Annotated in this window: 14 protein-coding genes; 11 read left to right on the plus strand and 3 right to left on the minus strand. The window is 74.9% G+C overall.

Annotated features, from left to right (window positions below):
• Positions 1-22 precede the first annotated feature (22 nt).
• Genes J3486_RS38815 through J3486_RS38855 form a run of 9 tightly spaced genes read left to right on the plus strand, consistent with a single transcriptional unit; the run spans position 23 to position 9,022 of the window.
• Positions 23-172 (plus strand): hypothetical protein, encoded by a 150-nt coding sequence (locus J3486_RS38815; protein WP_207828672.1) that lies wholly within the window; start codon positions 23-25, stop codon positions 170-172.
• A complete protein-coding gene (locus tag J3486_RS38820) occupies positions 169-1,473 on the plus strand; it encodes a multidrug effflux MFS transporter (RefSeq protein ID WP_207828674.1) in 1,305 nt (434 codons plus the stop codon). The genes J3486_RS38815 and J3486_RS38820 overlap by 4 nt, the downstream gene beginning before the upstream one ends.
• Before the next feature lie 52 nt (positions 1,474-1,525).
• Positions 1,526-2,461 carry a hypothetical protein gene (locus J3486_RS38825; protein WP_207828676.1) on the plus strand — a complete coding sequence of 312 codons (936 nt, stop codon included), beginning with the start codon at positions 1,526-1,528 and terminating at the stop codon, positions 2,459-2,461.
• Positions 2,458-3,261, plus strand: coding sequence for an alpha/beta fold hydrolase (locus J3486_RS38830; protein ID WP_207828678.1), 804 nt, complete (start codon positions 2,458-2,460; stop codon positions 3,259-3,261). The genes J3486_RS38825 and J3486_RS38830 overlap by 4 nt, the downstream gene beginning before the upstream one ends.
• Entirely contained in the window at positions 3,258-5,459 is a 2,202-nt protein-coding gene (locus J3486_RS38835; RefSeq protein WP_207828680.1) for an isocitrate/isopropylmalate family dehydrogenase, read from the plus strand. Before J3486_RS38830 ends, J3486_RS38835 begins: the two co-directional genes overlap by 4 nt.
• Complete coding sequence (locus J3486_RS38840) at positions 5,456-6,154, plus strand: RraA family protein (RefSeq protein ID WP_207828682.1); 699 nt, start codon at positions 5,456-5,458, stop codon at positions 6,152-6,154. Before J3486_RS38835 ends, J3486_RS38840 begins: the two co-directional genes overlap by 4 nt.
• Positions 6,141-7,025 (plus strand): DUF6282 family protein, encoded by an 885-nt coding sequence (locus J3486_RS38845; protein WP_207828683.1) that lies wholly within the window; start codon positions 6,141-6,143, stop codon positions 7,023-7,025. Before J3486_RS38840 ends, J3486_RS38845 begins: the two co-directional genes overlap by 14 nt.
• A gap of 33 nt (positions 7,026-7,058) precedes the next feature.
• On the plus strand, positions 7,059-8,054 hold the full coding sequence (locus J3486_RS38850) for an FkbO/Hyg5 family chorismatase (RefSeq protein ID WP_207828685.1): 996 nt from the start codon (positions 7,059-7,061) through the stop codon (positions 8,052-8,054).
• Complete coding sequence (locus tag J3486_RS38855; RefSeq protein ID WP_207828687.1) at positions 8,051-9,022, plus strand: LLM class flavin-dependent oxidoreductase; 972 nt, start codon at positions 8,051-8,053, stop codon at positions 9,020-9,022. Before J3486_RS38850 ends, J3486_RS38855 begins: the two co-directional genes overlap by 4 nt.
• A 47-nt stretch (positions 9,023-9,069) precedes the next feature.
• On the opposite strand, the gene J3486_RS38860 is transcribed toward J3486_RS38855, so the two are convergent.
• From J3486_RS38860 to J3486_RS38870, 3 genes are all read right to left on the minus strand, one after another.
• Positions 9,070-11,205 carry a regulator gene (locus J3486_RS38860; protein WP_207828689.1) on the minus strand — a complete coding sequence of 712 codons (2,136 nt, stop codon included), beginning with the start codon at positions 11,203-11,205 and terminating at the stop codon, positions 9,070-9,072.
• A 151-nt stretch (positions 11,206-11,356) separates the two neighbouring features.
• Positions 11,357-11,971, minus strand: a complete 615-nt coding sequence (locus J3486_RS38865) for a response regulator transcription factor (protein ID WP_307805124.1) — start codon at positions 11,969-11,971, stop codon at positions 11,357-11,359.
• A gap of 17 nt (positions 11,972-11,988) precedes the next feature.
• Positions 11,989-13,362: a sensor histidine kinase gene (locus J3486_RS38870; protein WP_229379296.1), complete on the minus strand. Its 1,374-nt coding sequence runs from the start codon at positions 13,360-13,362 to the stop codon at positions 11,989-11,991.
• A 133-nt stretch (positions 13,363-13,495) separates the two neighbouring features.
• Between J3486_RS38870 and J3486_RS38875 the strand changes: the two genes are divergently transcribed.
• The gene (locus tag J3486_RS38875) at positions 13,496-14,275 is read left to right on the plus strand and encodes an ABC transporter ATP-binding protein (protein WP_207828691.1); all 780 of its coding nucleotides are present in this window, start codon (positions 13,496-13,498) and stop codon (positions 14,273-14,275) included.
• Positions 14,269-16,713, plus strand: a complete 2,445-nt coding sequence (locus J3486_RS38880) for an ABC transporter permease (RefSeq protein WP_207828692.1) — start codon at positions 14,269-14,271, stop codon at positions 16,711-16,713. The genes J3486_RS38875 and J3486_RS38880 overlap by 7 nt, the downstream gene beginning before the upstream one ends.
• The last annotated feature ends 167 nt before the right edge of the window (positions 16,714-16,880 follow it).

The raw sequence follows: 16,880 nt of genomic DNA on the forward strand, positions 1-16,880 counted from the left end.
CTTGCCGAAAGGAAGTTGACCCGTGCAGATCGGACTGGGGCAGTGGAGCACCTATCTGGAGCTGCTGCTCCACCACATGGGAGGGACGGATCCGCTCCCGCCCGAGCAGCCGCCGGCCGAGGAGGCCCAGGAGCCCGAACCGACCCCCCGACCGTCAGGAATCCAGGCATGAAGACCGCACCGGCACAGGCCCGCCACGGGCTGCTGCTCGCCGTTCTCTGTTCCCTCAACGCCGGCGGCCTCTTCGCCTCGGACATCAACCTGCCGGGCGTGCCCGCCACCGCGCACGCCTTCCACACGCCGGTCGCGTCCGTGCAGTGGACCTTCAGCGCCTTCATGATCGGCATCGCCGTCTCGCAGGCGGTCTACGGCCCGATCTCCGACGCCTACGGCCGCAAGCGGGTCATCCTGCCCGGCCTCGGACTCTTCGTCGTGGCCTCCCTGATCTGCGCGGTCGCGCCCAGCGTCGAGGTGTTCGGCGCCGGCCGGCTGCTGCAGGCGCTGGGCGCCGGGTCCGGCATGGTGCTCGGCCGCGCGGTGATCGGTGACCTGTACGACGAGAAGGACGCGGCCCGGATGTTCACCACGGTCATGCCGATCGTGGGCGTATCGCCGTCCGTCGCGCCGCTGATCGGCGGCTACCTCACCACGTACGTCAGCTGGCGGGCCCCGTTCGTCGTCACCGCGGTGATCGGGCTCGTGACGCTCTTCGTGGTGGCGACGGCGATCCCGGAGAGCCTGCCGCCGGAGCGGCGCGCCCAGCGCCTGGGGACCACGCTGCGCGGCTACCCGCGGCTGCTGACCCGACCGCTGTTCTGGGCCTACACCCTCAACCTCGCGGTGGCGTACGGCGGTTACTTCGGCTACCTGGCGGCGTCCCCGCTGGTCTTCGAGAAGATGGGCCTGTCCACGCAGGCCACCAGCTACTGCTACATCACCGTCTCGCTCACCTACGTGGCGGGCAACCTGTGCTCGCGGGCCCTGGTGCGCAAGCACGCGGTCGACCGGCTGCTCTGGTGCGGCCACGGCTTCTTCTTCCTCGGCGCGGTCCTGATGCTCGGCCTGGGGCTGAGCGGGGCGGGCGGCCGCTGGGGGCTGCTGGTCCTGGTGTTCATGCCGGTGATGACCTTCGGCAACGGATTCCTGCTGCCGCTGTCGACCAGCGCCGGTGTCACGGCGTTCCGCTCCACCGCCGGATCCGCGTCCGGCCTGATGGGCGCGCTGCAACTGCTCGGCGCGTCCCTCGGCATCTACCTCTCCAGCCGGCTGCCCGCCGGCGATCTGTTCAGCCTGGGCTGGTTCGTGCTCGCCGTGTCGCTGATCGGCAGCACCGCCTTCGCCGTGTGCCTCTCGCTCGCCGCCCGGCAGCGGCGGGCCCCCGCCGCGGCGCCCGCCGCCACCGGGCCCACCGCCGTCGTGCCCGCACCGCGCGCCGCCGCCCGCGGCGAGCAGCAGCCCGCCTCCGTCGACTGACGCAGACACCCCCACCACAGCGCCTTTCGCGCCGACTCCCTGAGGAGAGAACATGATCACGAACCTTGATGTGACCCTGCGGGACGGCGGGTACCGCAACAACTTCGACTTCCCGCTCGACTACGCGCTGCACCACGCCCGCGAGGCGGTCGCCGCCGGCATGGAATGGGTCGAGATCGGCTACCGCAACGGCTCGTTCAAGCAGGTCCCCGGCATCGGCCGCACCGGCGAGGGCGCCGACGACTACATCCGCGCGCTGGCCGAGGTGGTGCCCCCCGAGAAGATCTGCATGATCCTCCACCCGAAGAACATCACGGACGAGGACCTGCCCCGGATGTACGAGGCCGGGGTCCGGCTCGTACGGTTCTGCCTGCCGTCCTCCGCCGAACCCGACGCCGCCCTCGCCCAGCTGCGCCGGGCCGCGGACATCGGGTTCACCACGACGGTCAACATCACCCGGGTCAGCCAGCTCGACCCGCGCCGCCTGGTCGAGATCGCCGCGCGGTCGGGCGACGCGGGCGCCGACGTCGTCTACCTGGCCGACTCCAACGGCAGCCTGCTGCCGGGGCAGACGGCCCGGCTGGTCAACCTCGTACGGTCGGTCACCGACGCCGCGATCGGGCTGCACGCCCACAACAACCTCGGCCTCGCCCTCGCCAACGCCATCGCGGCCGTCGACGCGGGCGCCACCTGGATCGACTCCTCCGTCCTCGGCATGGGCAAGGGGCCCGGCAACCTCGTCACCGAGCAGTGGCTCGCCTACCTGGGCCGCGACGGCCAGGGCGACGCCTACGACCTGGGGCGGATCCTGACCCTCGCCGACCGGCTCGCGGCCGATGTCGCGGAGGCCCAGCCGGCCCTGCCGCTGCCCGACCTGATCCTCGGCCGCTTCGACCTGTCCGTCGAGGCCCGCGCCGAGCTGCCCTTCGAGCGGATCGGCGAGGCGTTCTCGGCCGCCCGCGAACTGACCGCGGCGGCCGCCGCATGACCTCGCCCCGCACCCTCCCGGCCCCGGCGCCGCACCCCGCGGCGCCCGGCCCGGTGAGTGTGCTCCTCGGCGACGCGGACGCCCGCCGCACCGCCGTCGTGCTGTCACCGGTGATGCCCCACTGGGACAGCGGCGCCTTCATCGAGCAGGTCGCCGGGGCGTTCCTCGGCACCGGCCACCGGGTGCTCGTGCACGACACCGTGTCCCTGCTGCGCGAGGGAGACGACCTGGCCCGGCTCACCGAGCGCTGGGCGGACGTCCTCCGGCGCGGCGGACCCGTCGACGTCCTCGTGGGCAACGCGCTCGGCGGCGCCGTCGTGCAGGGCCTCCTCGACCGCCCCTGGACCCACGGCAGCGACGTGGTCGTGCTGTCCGGGCCCACCGTCGCCGACCACGAACTCAACACGAAGCTGGAGAGCATCGCCCGCGCCGTCGACGAGCAGGGGCTCGCCGAAGCGGTGCGCCTGAAGGACGAGTTGGTCCTGGGTACCGCACGCCCGGCCGGTCCCCCCGCACCGTACGACGGCACCGCGCCCGACACCGCGAGGGCCGCGTTCAGGCTGGCCGCCGGAATGCGCCTGCTGCACGACGTCGACCTCGCGGACCGGGTCCGTGCCTTCCCCGGCCGACTGCTGCACGTGTACGGCGCCGAGTCGCGGCTGGTCCGGCGCGCCCACCTCGCCGCGGCCGCGCACCACCGGTGCGTGGAGGTCCCGGACGCCGGGATGCGCCCGCACTCCGACCGGCCCGAGCTCACCCGCGCGCTCCTCACCCGCTTCCTGGAAGAAGAAGGCACATGAACCGCAAGACCGTCGCAGTCCTGCCCGGGGACGGCATCGGCCCCGAAGTGATCGACGCCGCGCTGCCCGTACTCGACGCCCTCGGGGTGCCCGTCGACGTCGAGTTCGGGCGGATCGGCTGGGAGTGCTGGCGCACCGAGGGCACCCCGGTGCCCGACCGCACCTGGGAGCAGATCGACCGGAGCGACGCGGTGCTGCTGGGCGCCACCACCACCAAACCGCACCGCGACGCCCTGGCCGAACTCGCCCCGGAGCTGCGCGACACCGCGCGGCCCTACGTCTCCCCGATCGTCCAACTGCGCACCAGACTCGACCTGTTCGCCAATCTGCGGCCCGTGGAGAACTACCTCGGCGGCGCCCCGTACCGGTTCTGCGTGGTCCGCGAGAACACCGAGGGGCTGTACTGCGGGCTCGACTACCGCACCGTGCCCGACGCGCTGTGGCCGCTGGCCGCCGGCCACCCCGGCGCCCGCCGCAGCGGCCCGCAGGGCACCGCCGCGAGCGTGCGCCTGCAGACCCGGCACGGCCTGGACCGCATCCTGCGCTTCGCCTTCGCGCACGCCCGCGCCCACGGCCACCCGCGCGTCACCCTCGCCGACAAGCCCAACGTGCTGCGTGAGAGCAGCGCCTTCGTGCGCGAACGCCTGGAGGCGATCGGCGCCGAATACCCAGGGATCCCGTACGAGATCCTCAACGTCGACGCCGTGGCGCTGTGGCTCACCCGCCGCCCCGAGCGGTTCGGGGTGATCGTCGCCGAGAACATGTTCGGCGACATCCTCTCCGACCTCGGCGCCGGCGTCATGGGCGGCCTCGGCCTCGCCCCCAGCGCCAACATCGGTGAATCCGGCGGGTACTTCGAGCCCGTGCACGGCAGCGCCCCTGCCCTCGCCGGAACGGGACGCGCCAATCCCGCCGCCGCCTTCCTCACCGTGGGACTGCTCCTCGACCACCTCGGCTTCTCCGCGGAGGCGGCCGCGGTCCAGGACGCGGTCCGCCGGGTGGTGCGCCGCCGCGACCGGGTCACCTACGACCTCGGCGGCACCGCCACCACCGGCGAGGCGGCCGCGGCCGTCCTGGAGGCGTGCGGCACCGCCCCGCACACCCCCACCGGCGCGGTGGTCACCGTCGGCGACGAGCTGCTCCGCGGCGACCTGGAGGACTCCAACGCGGGCAACGCCTCCCGGATGCTGGGCGCGCGCGGCGTCCCGGTGCGGGCGCGGCAGACCGTCGGCGACGACGAGGCCACCATCGCGGACGCCGTCCGCCCCTCGCTGGGCCGCGACGACGTCGTCGTGCTCATGGGCGGCCTCGGCCCCACCTCCGACGACGTCACCCGCAGCGGACTCGCCCGCGCCCTCGGCCGCCCGCTGGAGCACCGGGAGGAGGCGTGGCAGGGCGTCGTCGCCCGGCTCGAACGGTTCGGCGTGAGCGTCCACGAGGACAACCGCCGCCAGGCCCTCTTCCCCGAGGGCGCCACCCTGCTGCCCAACGCCAACGGCACCGCGTGGGGCTGCCTCGCCGAGGCCCGGGGCACCACCGTCGTGATGCTGCCCGGCCCGCCGCGCGAGTGCCTGCCCATGCTGGAGGAGGCGCTCCGCGACCGGCTCGGCCACCTGCCCAGGCCCGCCGAGCACCGTACGGTCTTCCGCCGCACCCTCGGCATCATCGAGGCCGACGCCGCCGCCCTGGTCGACGCGGTCGTCCAGGAGACCGGCCTGCGGCTCAAGCCCTCGTACCGCTGGCACTACCCGTACGTCGACCTGCGCGTCGACTGCCCGCCGGCCGACGCCGACGAGATCGCCAAGCGGCTGGACGCCGTCCTGGGCGCGTACGTCGTCACCGACCGGGACCGCACCGCCGTGCAGGAACTGGCCGAACTGTGCGACGCGCAGGGCCTGGACCTCGACCTCGACGACCGGGTCACCGGCGGGCGGTTCGCCCGCGAGCTGGCGGCGGCCCGGGAGAGCGCGGCGGGCGGCCGGACACTGCGCGCCCGGCTCACCGGCACCGCGCACGGCGCCACCAGCGCCACCCCGCACACCGGAACGCTCACCCTCGTCTGCTCCGTCCAGCAGCGGGTCCAGGTGGACATCGGCGAGCTGACCATCCCCCACCGCGGGCCCGAAGTCAGCGACTACGCGACCCAGTTCGCCGCCTGGTCGCTGGCCCGCCACCTCACGAAGGAACACGCCCGATGACCACCATCCCCGCCGTGGCCGACCGGCTGCGCGAGCGCCTGGCCCGCCTCGACTCCGCCGCCCTCGCCGACGCCCTGGACAGCCTGCACGCACCGCAGTTCGTCCTGCCGGGCATCCGCGCGCGGGTCCCGGGCGCCGTCGCCTGCGGCCCCGCCTTCACCGTCCGCTACCGCACCGCCGACCCCGACCCGACCGCGTTCCGCAACGCCGCCGACTACATCGACGACGTGCCCGCCGGATCCGTCGTCGTGGTCGACAACCACGGCAGCCGCACCTGTACGACCTGGGGCTCGCTGCTGACCACCATGGCGGGCCTGCGCGGCCTCGCGGGCACGGTCGTGCACGGCTCGCTGCGCGACGTGCGGGAGAGCCGGGAACTGGGCTACCCCCTGTTCAGCACGGACGTCACGATGGTCAGCGGCAAGAACCGGGTGGTCCTCGACGAGACCGGCGTGACCGTCGACATCGCAGGGACCGAAGTCGCCCCCGGCGACTGGGTGTTCGCCGACGACAACGGAGCCCTGCGCATCCCGGCCGCCCTGGTCGAGGAGGTCGTGACCCGGGCCGAGGCCGTCGACCGCACCGAGACACGGATCCGGGCCGCGGCCGAGCGGGGCAGCAGGCTCGACGCGGCCCGCGCCCGCTTCGGCTACGCCCGGCCCTGGGAGGCGGCGGACCGCGATGACCACCGTTGAGCTCCCCGCGCCGGCCGCCGCCCGCGCCCGGTTCGTGGACGTCCACTACCACGCCGACCCCGACGCGTACGTCCGCCGGCACACCGCCGTCGCGGCCGGCGCGCACTACGCCGAACTCGACGGCTGGGTGGTCCTGAAGAACCATCTGGGCTCCACCGCGGCGCAGGCCTGGGAAGCACGCCAACAGGGGCTGCCCGTCTCCGGATCGGTCGTCCTGAACGACATCGCGGGCGGCCTCGACCCGCGCGCCGTGCTCCAGGCCGTCGTCCAGCACGGCGACGACAGCGGGCTGCGCCTGATCGTGCATCTGCCCACCGTCACCGGACGGCCGCACCGCAGCCGGCTGCGCCGCGACCCGGCCCATCCGCTCCTCGCCCGGGACGGGCTGCGCCCCCTGACGGTGACCGACGAGGCGGGCACGCTCCGCCCCGAAGTGCGTGAACTCCTGCACATGGCACGGGATCTGCCCATCGTGGTGTCCACCGGCCATGCCGGCGGGGCCGAGGTGCGCCTCCTCGTGGACGAGGCGGTACGGCTCGACGTCCCCCGCCTCATGCTGAACCAGCCGGCCAGCCCGCTCACCGGCCTGACCTGCGCCGACCTGCTCGACCTCGCCACCGCCGAGCAGGTCTACACCGAGCAGACGGCCCTGACGCATCTGCTCGGCTACCAGGACCGGGACGACTTCGACGGCGTGCTGTCCCGGGTGCCGCGGGTGGTCTACAGCTCGGACCTGGGCCAGACGTCGCAGATGGACATCGCGCAGTGGCGCGCGGCGAGCCGGCAGTGGTTCCAGGAGGCCGGACTGACCGAGGAACGCGTCACCGAGATCACCCGGTCGGCACCGCTGCGGATGCTGCGGCTCACGTGACCGCCCCGACCCGCTCAGAAGGAGGCCGCTGACATGGCGATCCGCGCCCATCTCAGCCCCATCGGCCGGATACCCGAGGCCGGCCCCGGCCGGCACATCCTGGCCACCGTCACCTACGGCGCGACCACCGGTCTCACCGTGGGCCACCACGGCAACCCCGACCTGGCCGTGCCCATGGCCGTGACCGCCGGCGACCCGTTCACAGAAGTGTGGACGGTGTCCGGCCGCCCGCGCTGGGCGAGCCGCGACGACCTGGCCTACGCCCACGACGGCAGCCACCTCTTCGTCGCCGGCGTGCTGCCCGAACAGGACGTGTACACACCCTCCGTACGCGCCCTGTACGAGAAGGCGTTCGCGCTGGTCAACCACCTCGACTACGGCCACATCTTCCGCATGTGGAACTTCGTCGGCGACATCGTCGGCAGCAACGCCGAAGGCATGGAGATCTATCAGGACTTCGTCCGCGGCCGCGCCCAGGCCTTCCACACCTACATGGGCGACAGCACCGCCCAGCTGCCCGCCGCCACCGGCATCGGCACCCAGGGCCGCGGCATCGCCTTCCTGCTGCTGGCCACCCGCAGCGCAGTGCCCCGCCACCTGGAGAACAGCCGGCAGACAGCGGCGTACCACTATCCCGGCCGGTACGGCCCCAAGCCGCCGAGCTTCGCCCGTGCCACCGTCCTCGACGACGTGCTCTACGTCTCGGGAACCGCCTCCATCCTCGGCCACGAGACCGTGCACCGGGGCGACGTGCGGCGCCAGACGCAGGAGACCCTCGCGAACATCGGGCACCTGATCTCCCGCGACAACCTGGCCCCGCAGGGCGCCCGCGGCGACCACGACCTCAAGGACCTCCGGCTGGTCAAGGCGTACGTGCGCCGCGAGGCCGACATGGACGAGGTGCGGGCCGTCTGCGAGGAGACGCTGGGCTCCGGCGTCGAGGTGCGGTACCTCAACGTCGCCGTCTGCCGCGACGACCTCCTCGTCGAGATCGAGGGCCTCGTCCCCGGACCGGAGTGGGAGCTGTGACCGGCCTCAAGGTGGGCATCGTGCTGCCGGGCCGCGAGTCCGTCGTCGACGAGGGGCCCTACCCGCGCCACCTCGCCTCGCTCGCCGCCCTCGCGGAGGAGTGCGGCTTCGACTCCGTGTGGGCGGGCGAATCGCCGCTCGCCCGCTCCCGGATGAACCCGCTGCTCGCGCTGACCGCCGCCGCGACGGCCACCGAGCGCCTGCAGCTGGGCACCGCCGTCCTGATGCCGCTGCGCCCGCCCGTCCACCTCGCCCACGAACTCGCCTGCCTCGACCGGATCTCCGGCGGCCGCCTCGTCGCGGGCATCGGATCGGGCTTCGCCTCCCCCATGACCGAGCGCGAATTCGCCAACTACGGACTCGACTTCGGCACCCGCTTCGGCCGGATGCGGGAGACCGTGGAGATCTGCCAGGCTCTGTGGGCGGCGCGCGGCGAGCCCGTCTCGTACGAGGGCGAGCACTACCGGATCGAGGACGCGGCGCTGCTGCCCGTACCGGAGCGGCCCCAGGGCCCGCCGCTGTGGATCGCCCACTCGGGGCCGAAGATGCTGCGGCGCGCAGGACACCGGTTCGACGGCTGGATGCCGACCTCCACCAGCCCCGAGAAGTACGGCGAGGGCTGGGAGCGGGTCGAGGCCGCCCGCGAGGAGGCGGGCCGCCCGCCGGGCGCCGTCACCGGCGCCGTCTACCTCTCGGTCGCCGTCGACCGCTCCCGCGAGCGGGCCGAACAGACCCTGCGGTCCTACTTCCGGGCCTACTACGGGCTGCCGCTGGAGACGATGCGCACCACGCAGGGCATCTTCGGAGGCACCCCGGAGGAGGTCGCCGACCGGCTGCGGCACTACGTCAAGAACGGCGCACGCCATCTGATCCTGCGGCTGCCCACCGGCGAACTCAGCGAGAGCGGCTACCGCGACGCGGTGCGGCGCACGGCCGCTGAACTCCTGCCGCTCCTGCGCGGTTTGTGAATTCCCCCCGGCAGGCCCACCGGCCCACCGGCCCGCGGGTCAGCGGGTCAGCGGGACGGCGGGGCGAGGTCGCGCAGGACGTCGGTGACGCCGGTGTGGACCGAGGTGACGTCCGCGCCGATCGCGTACTGCAGGTCGTAGCCCGCCGGGCCGAGCGCGCCGCGGACCGCGGCCTCGCAGGCGCGGCGGTGCTCGGTCATCTCGGGGGAGCCCAGGTGCGGGGTGCCGAGGATGTCCCACGCCTGGTCGACGAGGCCGAACAGCCGGGCCGCCAGTTCGGGGCGGCCGTCACCGGTGGCGGCCACGGCGAGGGAGTCGAGGGAGACGGCCATCCCGTAGAGGTCGTCCAGATGCCACTTGGCCTCCAGGGACGACAGCAGGGACGGGATCGCCTCGTCCGGGTCGCCCTGCGCGATGCACTGGTTGCCCCAGACGTAGTCGGCGTAGGAGCGGGCCCAGATCTCGCCGATGGGGTCGGTCAGCTCCCGCAGCCGGTCCACCCGGGCCCGCACCCCGTCGGCGTCGCCCAGCATCATGTGGGCGTAGCCCCAGGTGGGCAGGGCGGACAGCTCGATCATGGCCGGGCCGGTGCGGGCCGCCTGCTCGTGGGCGGCCGCGTACAGCGGCAGGGCCTCGGCGGGCGAGCCCTGAAGGGTCAGCGCCGCCGCCTGGATGCACAGCGCGCCGGCCAGGGCGGGCTTGTCGTCGTACTTCTCGGCGACGACCTGGGCCTCGGTGGCGCGGCGGACGGTGGCGTCCAGGTCGCCCTGGCCCAGCGCGACATAGCCGCACGACCACAGGGCCCGCGCCGACGGGCGCGGCCGGTCGGGGGAGAGGGCGAGCGCCGCCTCGCTGTAGTGCCGCCCCTCGCGCAGATGGCCGCAGCAGAACCAGAAGTAGAGCAGGTCGCTGGCCATGTCGAGGGCCGCGTCCGGGTCCGTGAGCAGGCACGTGTCCAGGGCCGCGCGGAGATTGGGCAGTTCGACGGCGGTGCGGGCCTGCCACTTCGCCTGGTCGGGGCCGATCCACTCCTGGTCGCCGTGGTGCGCGAGGTGGCGGTAGTAGTCGCGGTGGCGCAGCCGCATCCGGTCGCTCTCGCCGAGCCGGTCGAGCCACTCGGCGCCGTACTCGCGGACCGTGTCGAGCATCCGGAAGCGGGGCTCGGGCGCGGAGTCCACGGGCAGGATCACGGACTTGGCGACCAGCCCGTCCAGGACCTCGGTGAGATCGCAGTCGGCGAGCGGCTCCGCGCTGCACACGAAGTCGACGGCCTTGCTGTCGAAGCCGCCGGGGAAGGCGGAGAGCCGCGCCCACAGCAGCCGCTCCTGCGGGGTGCACCACTCGTGGCTCCAGCCGATGGTGGTGCGCAGCCCGCTGTGGCGCACGGGCCGCCGCAGCGGGGTGGCGACCGGCAGCTCGTCGTCGGTGTCGATGCCGGGGACGTCGTCGGGCGGCTCGGTCCCGGCGTTCGACGACAGGACGGTCATCCGCTGGTCGAGGCGGCGCACGAGATGGTCGACGGAGGTGGCGCGCAGCAGCCCCGCGGCGAGCTCGATGGCGAGCGGCACCCCGTCCAACAGGGCGCACAGGCGCCCGAGTTCGGCGGGTGCGACCTGCTCGGGCGGCGGCCCGTCCGGCCAGGCGCGGGCGCGCAGCAGGGCGAGCGCCTCGCCCTCGGGACCGGTGTCCATCGGGCCGACGTCGACATGACGCTCGTCCGGGATGTCGAGGGCCTGCCTGCTGGTGGCCAGGATGCGCAGCCCCGGCGCCTCGGCGAGCAGCGTCTCGGCGAGCCGGGCGCACTCGTCGACCAGGTGCTCGCAGGTGTCCAGGACGAGAAGCAGTTCACGCTCGCGCAGATAGTCCTTGAGGACGTCGATGAGCGGGCGGTTCGTCTGGTCGGCGACGCCCAGGACGCCCGCGACCGTGTGCTCCAGGAGGTCGGGGGAGAGGACGGGGGAGAGCTCGACGAGCCAGGCGCCGTGGCGGAGACCGGGTGCGGTCCGCGCCGCGGCCCGCAGGGCGACGCGGGTCTTGCCGATGCCGCCGGGCCCGGTCAGGGTGACGAGCCGCGCCGAGCCGAGGGCTTCGAGCACCTCGCTCAACTGCCGCGCCCTGCCGATGAACGCGGTGGTCTCGATGGGCAGGTTGCCGTACTTCGTGCTGTCGTTGTGCGTGGCCATCGCGGGAACTCACCTCTCCCAGCGGGACGCCGACGGGCTCCACTGGTGCACCGGTTTCCAGACACGGAGCGTTGCACACCGCGCCACCCCCTGTCACTCGAACGGAGGACAATGGCCAAGGCATTGCGGCGCGTGGGAAAACACGCCCCCGTCAGGCCCGCAGGAACGCCAGAACGGCGAGGACGCGGCGGTGGGTGTCGTCGGTCGGCGGCAGGTCGAGCTTGGTGAGGATGTTGCCGATGTGCTTGCCGACGGCCGCCTCGGAGACGACGAGGGTGCGGGCGATCGCCGCGTTCGACTTCCCCTGGGCCATTTCGCCGAGGACCTCGCGCTCGCGCGGGGTGAGGACGGCGAGCGGGTCCCGGCGGCGGCGCAGCAGTTGGCGGACCACTTCCGGATCGACGACCGTGCCGCCGGAGGCGACCTCGGTCAGCGCGGCCAGGAACTGTTCGACCTGGCCGATGCGGTCCTTGAGGAGATAGCCGACGCCGGTGCCGTCGCCGGAGTCCAGGAGGTCGGCGGCGTAGGCGCGCTGCACGTACTGGCTGAGCACCAGGATCGGCAACTGCGGCCGCTCGGCGCGGAGTTCGAGCGCGGTGCGCAGGCCCTCGTCCTGGTGCGCGGGCGGCATGCGGACGTCGGTGACCACCAGGTCCGGGGTGTGCTCGCGGGCCGCCTTCGCCAGCGAAGGGGCGTCGCCGACCGCCGCCACCACCTCGTGCCCGCCGCGCGCGATCAGACCGATCAGGCCCTCGCGCAGCAGCACGCTGTCCTCGGCGAGGACTATCCGGAGGGACTTGCGGGACTCGTGGGACTCGCAGGACTCGTGGGACTCACGGAGCTCGTGGGACTCACGGGGCTCGTCGGGCACGGCAGCTCCACACGCAGCAGGGTCGGACCGCCGGGCGGGCTGGTCAGGCTCAGTCTGCCATCGAGGACCGACACCCGGTCGGCGAGCCCGGTCAGGCCGGTGCCGCCGTCCGGGTCCGCGCCGCCGCGCCCGTCGTCGTGGATCTCCAGGACGAGCCGGCTCCCGGTCAGCGCGCCGGTCACCCGGGCCCGGCGCGCACCGCTGTGCCTGGCGATGTTGGCGAGGGCCTCGCGGACCACGAAGTAGGCCGCGGACTCCACGGCGCGCGGCGGTCGTTCGGCGTCCTGCGGCAGGTCGAGGCGGACCTCGACGGGGACCGGGGAGCGGTCGGCCGCGTCGGCGACGGCCGCGGCCAGGCCGTAGTCGGTGAGCACCTGCGGATGGATGCCGTGGATGAGTTCGCGCAGTTCGGACAGGACGAGCCCGGCCTCGTCGTGCGCCTTGGCGAGCCGGTCGGCGAGCGGTCCTGGCGGGGCGTCCATGCGGGCCAGGCCGAGTGTCATGGTGAGCGCGACCAGACGTTGCTGCGCCCCGTCGTGCAGATCGCGCTCGATGCGCCGCCGCTCGGTCTCGAAGGCGTCCACGAGCCGGGCCCGCGACGACGCCAACTCCCTGACGCGGAGATCGAGTTCGGAGCTGGTGAGCAGCCGGCGGGCCAGGGCGGCGCGGGCCCCGGCCGCGCAGCCGAGCACGTACGTGCCGAGGGCGAGCAGGGCGACGCCGAGCAGCGCGGCCGCGGCGGCGCCCGGCCACGACGTGACCGTCCACAGCTTGATCACCTTCGCCTCCTCGCCGCCGCCCGCGGTCGCCATGACGACGGGGGTGGTGAGGACCGCGAGCGGCAGCAGCAGGCCGACGGTCAGGGCGAGCGCGTCCAGCGGCCACAGCACGACGGCGAACAGCACGGCGTGGCCGAGGTCCCGCCAGGTCGCCGCCTCCCGGGCCCGCGTGCGCAGCCAGCCCCACGGGCCCGGGGTGTCCGGCGTGCGGTGCGGATCGGCGGGCGGGGTGCGGGCCGGGTCGATCAGCCGCAGCCTGCGCCGCTCCAGGGCCGCGACCGGAAGCCCGGCCAGGGCCGCCGCGGCGAGCAGCGCGAGCCCGATCAGGACCGGGGCGAGCACGGCGCCCGCGGTCGCCGTCACGATCAGCGCGAGCAGGGTGACCAGGCCGCAGAGCGCGCCCGTGAGCAGATACGCGGCACTGCGCCACGGCCAGCGGGAGACGGCGTGGCCGCGCCGGGTCATGGCCTGCCAGACGGTGCGCGGGGGCCGGTGGGAGGGCTGCATCCCCGCACCGTAAGCGGGGGCCGGACGGGGCGGCCATCGGGCCAGGGGGCGTGCCGGGGGTATGGCCGGCCCTACCCCCGGTCTCGGCCGGGCCCGACTGCGCGGCACCGGGGTGCGGCGGTTTCGTGGAGCCATGCCGAAAACCTCCCGGGCCGTGCCGCGCCCCGCCCCCGGCGCCCCGTCCGCCCACGCCGTCCGACTCGACGCCCTGACCAAGGAGTTCGGGCGTCCTGCCGTCACCGCCCTCGACCGTGTCTCGCTCCGCTTTTCGCGCGGCTCCTTCACCGCCGTGATGGGCCCCTCCGGGTCGGGCAAGTCGACACTGCTGCAGTGCGCGGCGGGCCTCGACCGGCCGACGAGCGGGACCGTGACCATCGGTGGCACCGATCTGTCGCGGCTGAGCGAACGCCGCCGCACGCTGCTGCGCCGCGACTGCGTCGGCTTCGTCTTCCAGAGCTACAACCTGCTGCCCGCGCTGACCGCCGAGCAGAACGTGGCCCTGCCGCTGCGGCTCGCCGGGCGCAGGCCGCCGCGCGGCGCGGTGCGCGAGGCGCTGGCCCGGGTGGGCCTCGCCGACCGGGCGCGGCACCGGCCGGGGGAGCTGTCCGGCGGGCAGCAGCAACGGGTGGCGCTGGCCCGGGCGTTGGTGACCCGGCCCGAGGTGCTGTTCGGTGACGAGCCGACCGGCGCGCTCGACTCCGTCGCCGGGCGCGAGGTGCTGGGGCGGCTGCGCTCGCTGGCCGACGGCGGCCAGACCATCGTCATGGTGACCCACGACCCGGTCGCCGCCTCCTTCGCGGACCGGGCGGTGTTCCTGGTGGACGGCCGGGTGGCCGGTGAGCTCACGGACCCCGACGCCGAGACGGTGGCCGGGACGCTGGCCCGCCTGAGCAAGGGCGGCGTCCCGTGCTGACCGCCACCCTCCGCTCCCTGCGCGCCCGTTGGACCACGCTCGCCGGTACGTTCGTCGCGCTGCTCCTCGGCGCCGCGGCCGTCGCCGCGACGGGTTTCGCGCTGGACGCCGTCGGGGACGCGCCCGAACGCGTACCCCAGCGGTTCGCCGCCGCCCCGGTCGTCGTACGCGGCGCCGGCGAGCTGCGCGTCGGCGCCGACGTCCGCACGCTGCCGCGGCCCCGCCCCCTGTCGCCGTCCCTGGTACGGGAGTTGAGAACGCTCGGCCGGGTCGTCGAGGACCGGTCCTTCGACGTCTGGGCCGGGGACGGCGCCGGTGAACTGGTGGGACACCCGTGGTCCGTCGCCGCCCTCGGCCGCTACGCCGTCGGGAACGGGCGGGCGCCGCGCGCGGACGACGAGGTCGTCGTCCCCGCGGGCACGGCCCGGCCCGGACAGCGGCTGGTCACGTCGCGGGGTACGGTGCGGGTGGTGGGGGTGACGGCGCGCGCCTCCTTCGAGCGCGCCCTCTTCTTCACCGACCGGCGCGCCGCCCAACTGGAGCCCGAGGTAACGCAGTTGGCGGTGGTGGGCGCGACGCCCGGCGCGGTACGGGACGCGGTGCGGGACCGGCCCGGGGTGCGCGTCCTGACCGGGGACGACCGGCGGCTCGCCGACCCGGACCCGGGGCGGGACCAGGAGGCGGCCACCGCGCTGACCGCGCTGTTCGGCACGGCCGCCGGGGTCACCGGGTTCGTGTCGGTGTTCGTGGTGGCGTCGACGTTCGCGTTCGCCGTGGACCGGCGGCGCCGGGAGTTCGGGCTGCTGCGGCTCGCGGGCGCGACACCGGGGCAGGTGCGCCGGTCCGTGCTCGCCGAGGCGCTGCTCGTCGGCGCGCTCGCGTCGGCCGCCGGATGCGCGCTCGGCGGCCGGGCCGCACCGTATCTGGGCCGCTGGACGGTCGCGCAGGGCCTGGCGCCGCAGTGGTTCACGATCCGCGCGGACGCCGCCGGGCCCACCGCCTGGCCCTACCAACTCGCCTTCTGGAGCGGCCTGTTCGTGGCGCTGTGCGGAGTCGTCGTGTCCTCCTGGCGGGCCGGGCGCACCCGGCCGGGGCAGGCGCTGCGCGAGGCCACGGTGGACGGCAGGACCCTGACCTCGATGCCGTGGCGGCTGCTGGCCGGCGGCGTGCTCCTCGCCACCGCTCTGGTCACCCTGGTGCTCGCCCTCGCCTCCGACCCCGGGGACCTGCTGCACCGCAAGACGTACACCACCCGCCCGATGCTGCTGATCGCCGCCGCGGCCCTGCTCGCCCCGGTCCTGGTCCGCCCGCTCCTGCGGGCCGCGGCCTGGCTGCCCGCCCGGCTGCCCGGCGCCACCGGGCTGCTGGTCCGGGAGAACGCCACCGCCGCCGCCCGCCGCACCGCCGCCGTCGCCGCCCCCGTCCTCGCCACCGTCGCGCTCGCCGGTTCGCTGCTCGGCGCGACGGGCACGATCGCCGGGGCCAAGGCCGCCGAGGCGCGGCAGCGCACCCTCGCCGACTACGTGGTGACACCGCCCGCCGGGAGCGGGGGCCTGGACGCGGACACCGTGCGGCGGCTGCGGCGGGTGCCGGGCGCCACGGTCTCCGCGACCGCCGCGACCACCCTGTACGTGCCCGAGGACGGCGGCGTCGCGCTCGTGAAGTCCGAGGCGCGGGCCGCGGAACCGGGGCCGCTGCGGCGGACCGTGCGGCTGCCCGTCGTCGCCGGGCGGCTCGGTGACCTCGACGACGGGTCGGTCGTGGTCACCGAGGAGTGGCAGCGGCACACCGTCGGCGACCGCGTCACCGTCCACCTGGCCGACGGCACCCGTCGCACGCTGCGCATCGCCGCCGTGCTGCGCACCGGTACCGGCGACAACGGTGCCTACGTCACCCCGCGCAACGGTGGGGGCGCGTCCGTCGACCGGGTGGACGTGCGGTTCGCCGGGGAGGCGTCCGTGGTGCGGGCGGCGGTGGCCGGGACCGGGGCGCGGGTCGTCAGCGGGGCGGCCTGGCTGGACGCGACGCGCCCCGGCGTGCAGCGCGCCACCCGGCTCGGTCTGCTGCTCGTCCTCGGGATCGCGCTGCTCTACACGGGGATCGCCGTCGCCAACGTCGCCGTCATGGCCACGGCCGACCGGGGGCGGGATCTGGCCGCGCTCCGGCTCGCCGGGGCGACTCGGGGGCAGGTGCTGGGGTTCGTCGCGGCCGAGGCTCTTGCGGTCGCGGTCAGTGGTGGGGTGCTCGGGGTGCTGGTCGCCGGGGCGAACCTGCTCGGGATGCGGCTCGCTCTGTCCCGCCTCGGTGTTGCCGCTCCTGTTGTCGTTCCGTGGAGTGCGCTCGGGGTCGCGGTCGGGGTGTGCGCGGCTGTCGCAGTCGGGGCGGCGGTGGGCGCGGCCCGGGTCGGTGGGGGGTCGCGCGCGGTGCGGGTGCCTTGACCGGGTGGGGCGGAGCCGGGGCTCGCGTTGTCGGGCGGGGCCGTGGGCTGGGGCCTGCGGGAGCGCCTGCCCGGCGCCGGGGTGCCGCCTTGCCCACCCTGCCGCCCTTGGCGGCAGATTGCCCAAGGCGGCCGGGGCTTGGCGGCGGATGGCCTGAGGCGGCCGGG

Origin of the sequence: Streptomyces sp. VRA16 Mangrove soil (genome assembly GCF_017377775.1) — a bacterium.
GTDB lineage: Bacteria > Actinomycetota > Actinomycetes > Streptomycetales > Streptomycetaceae > Streptomyces.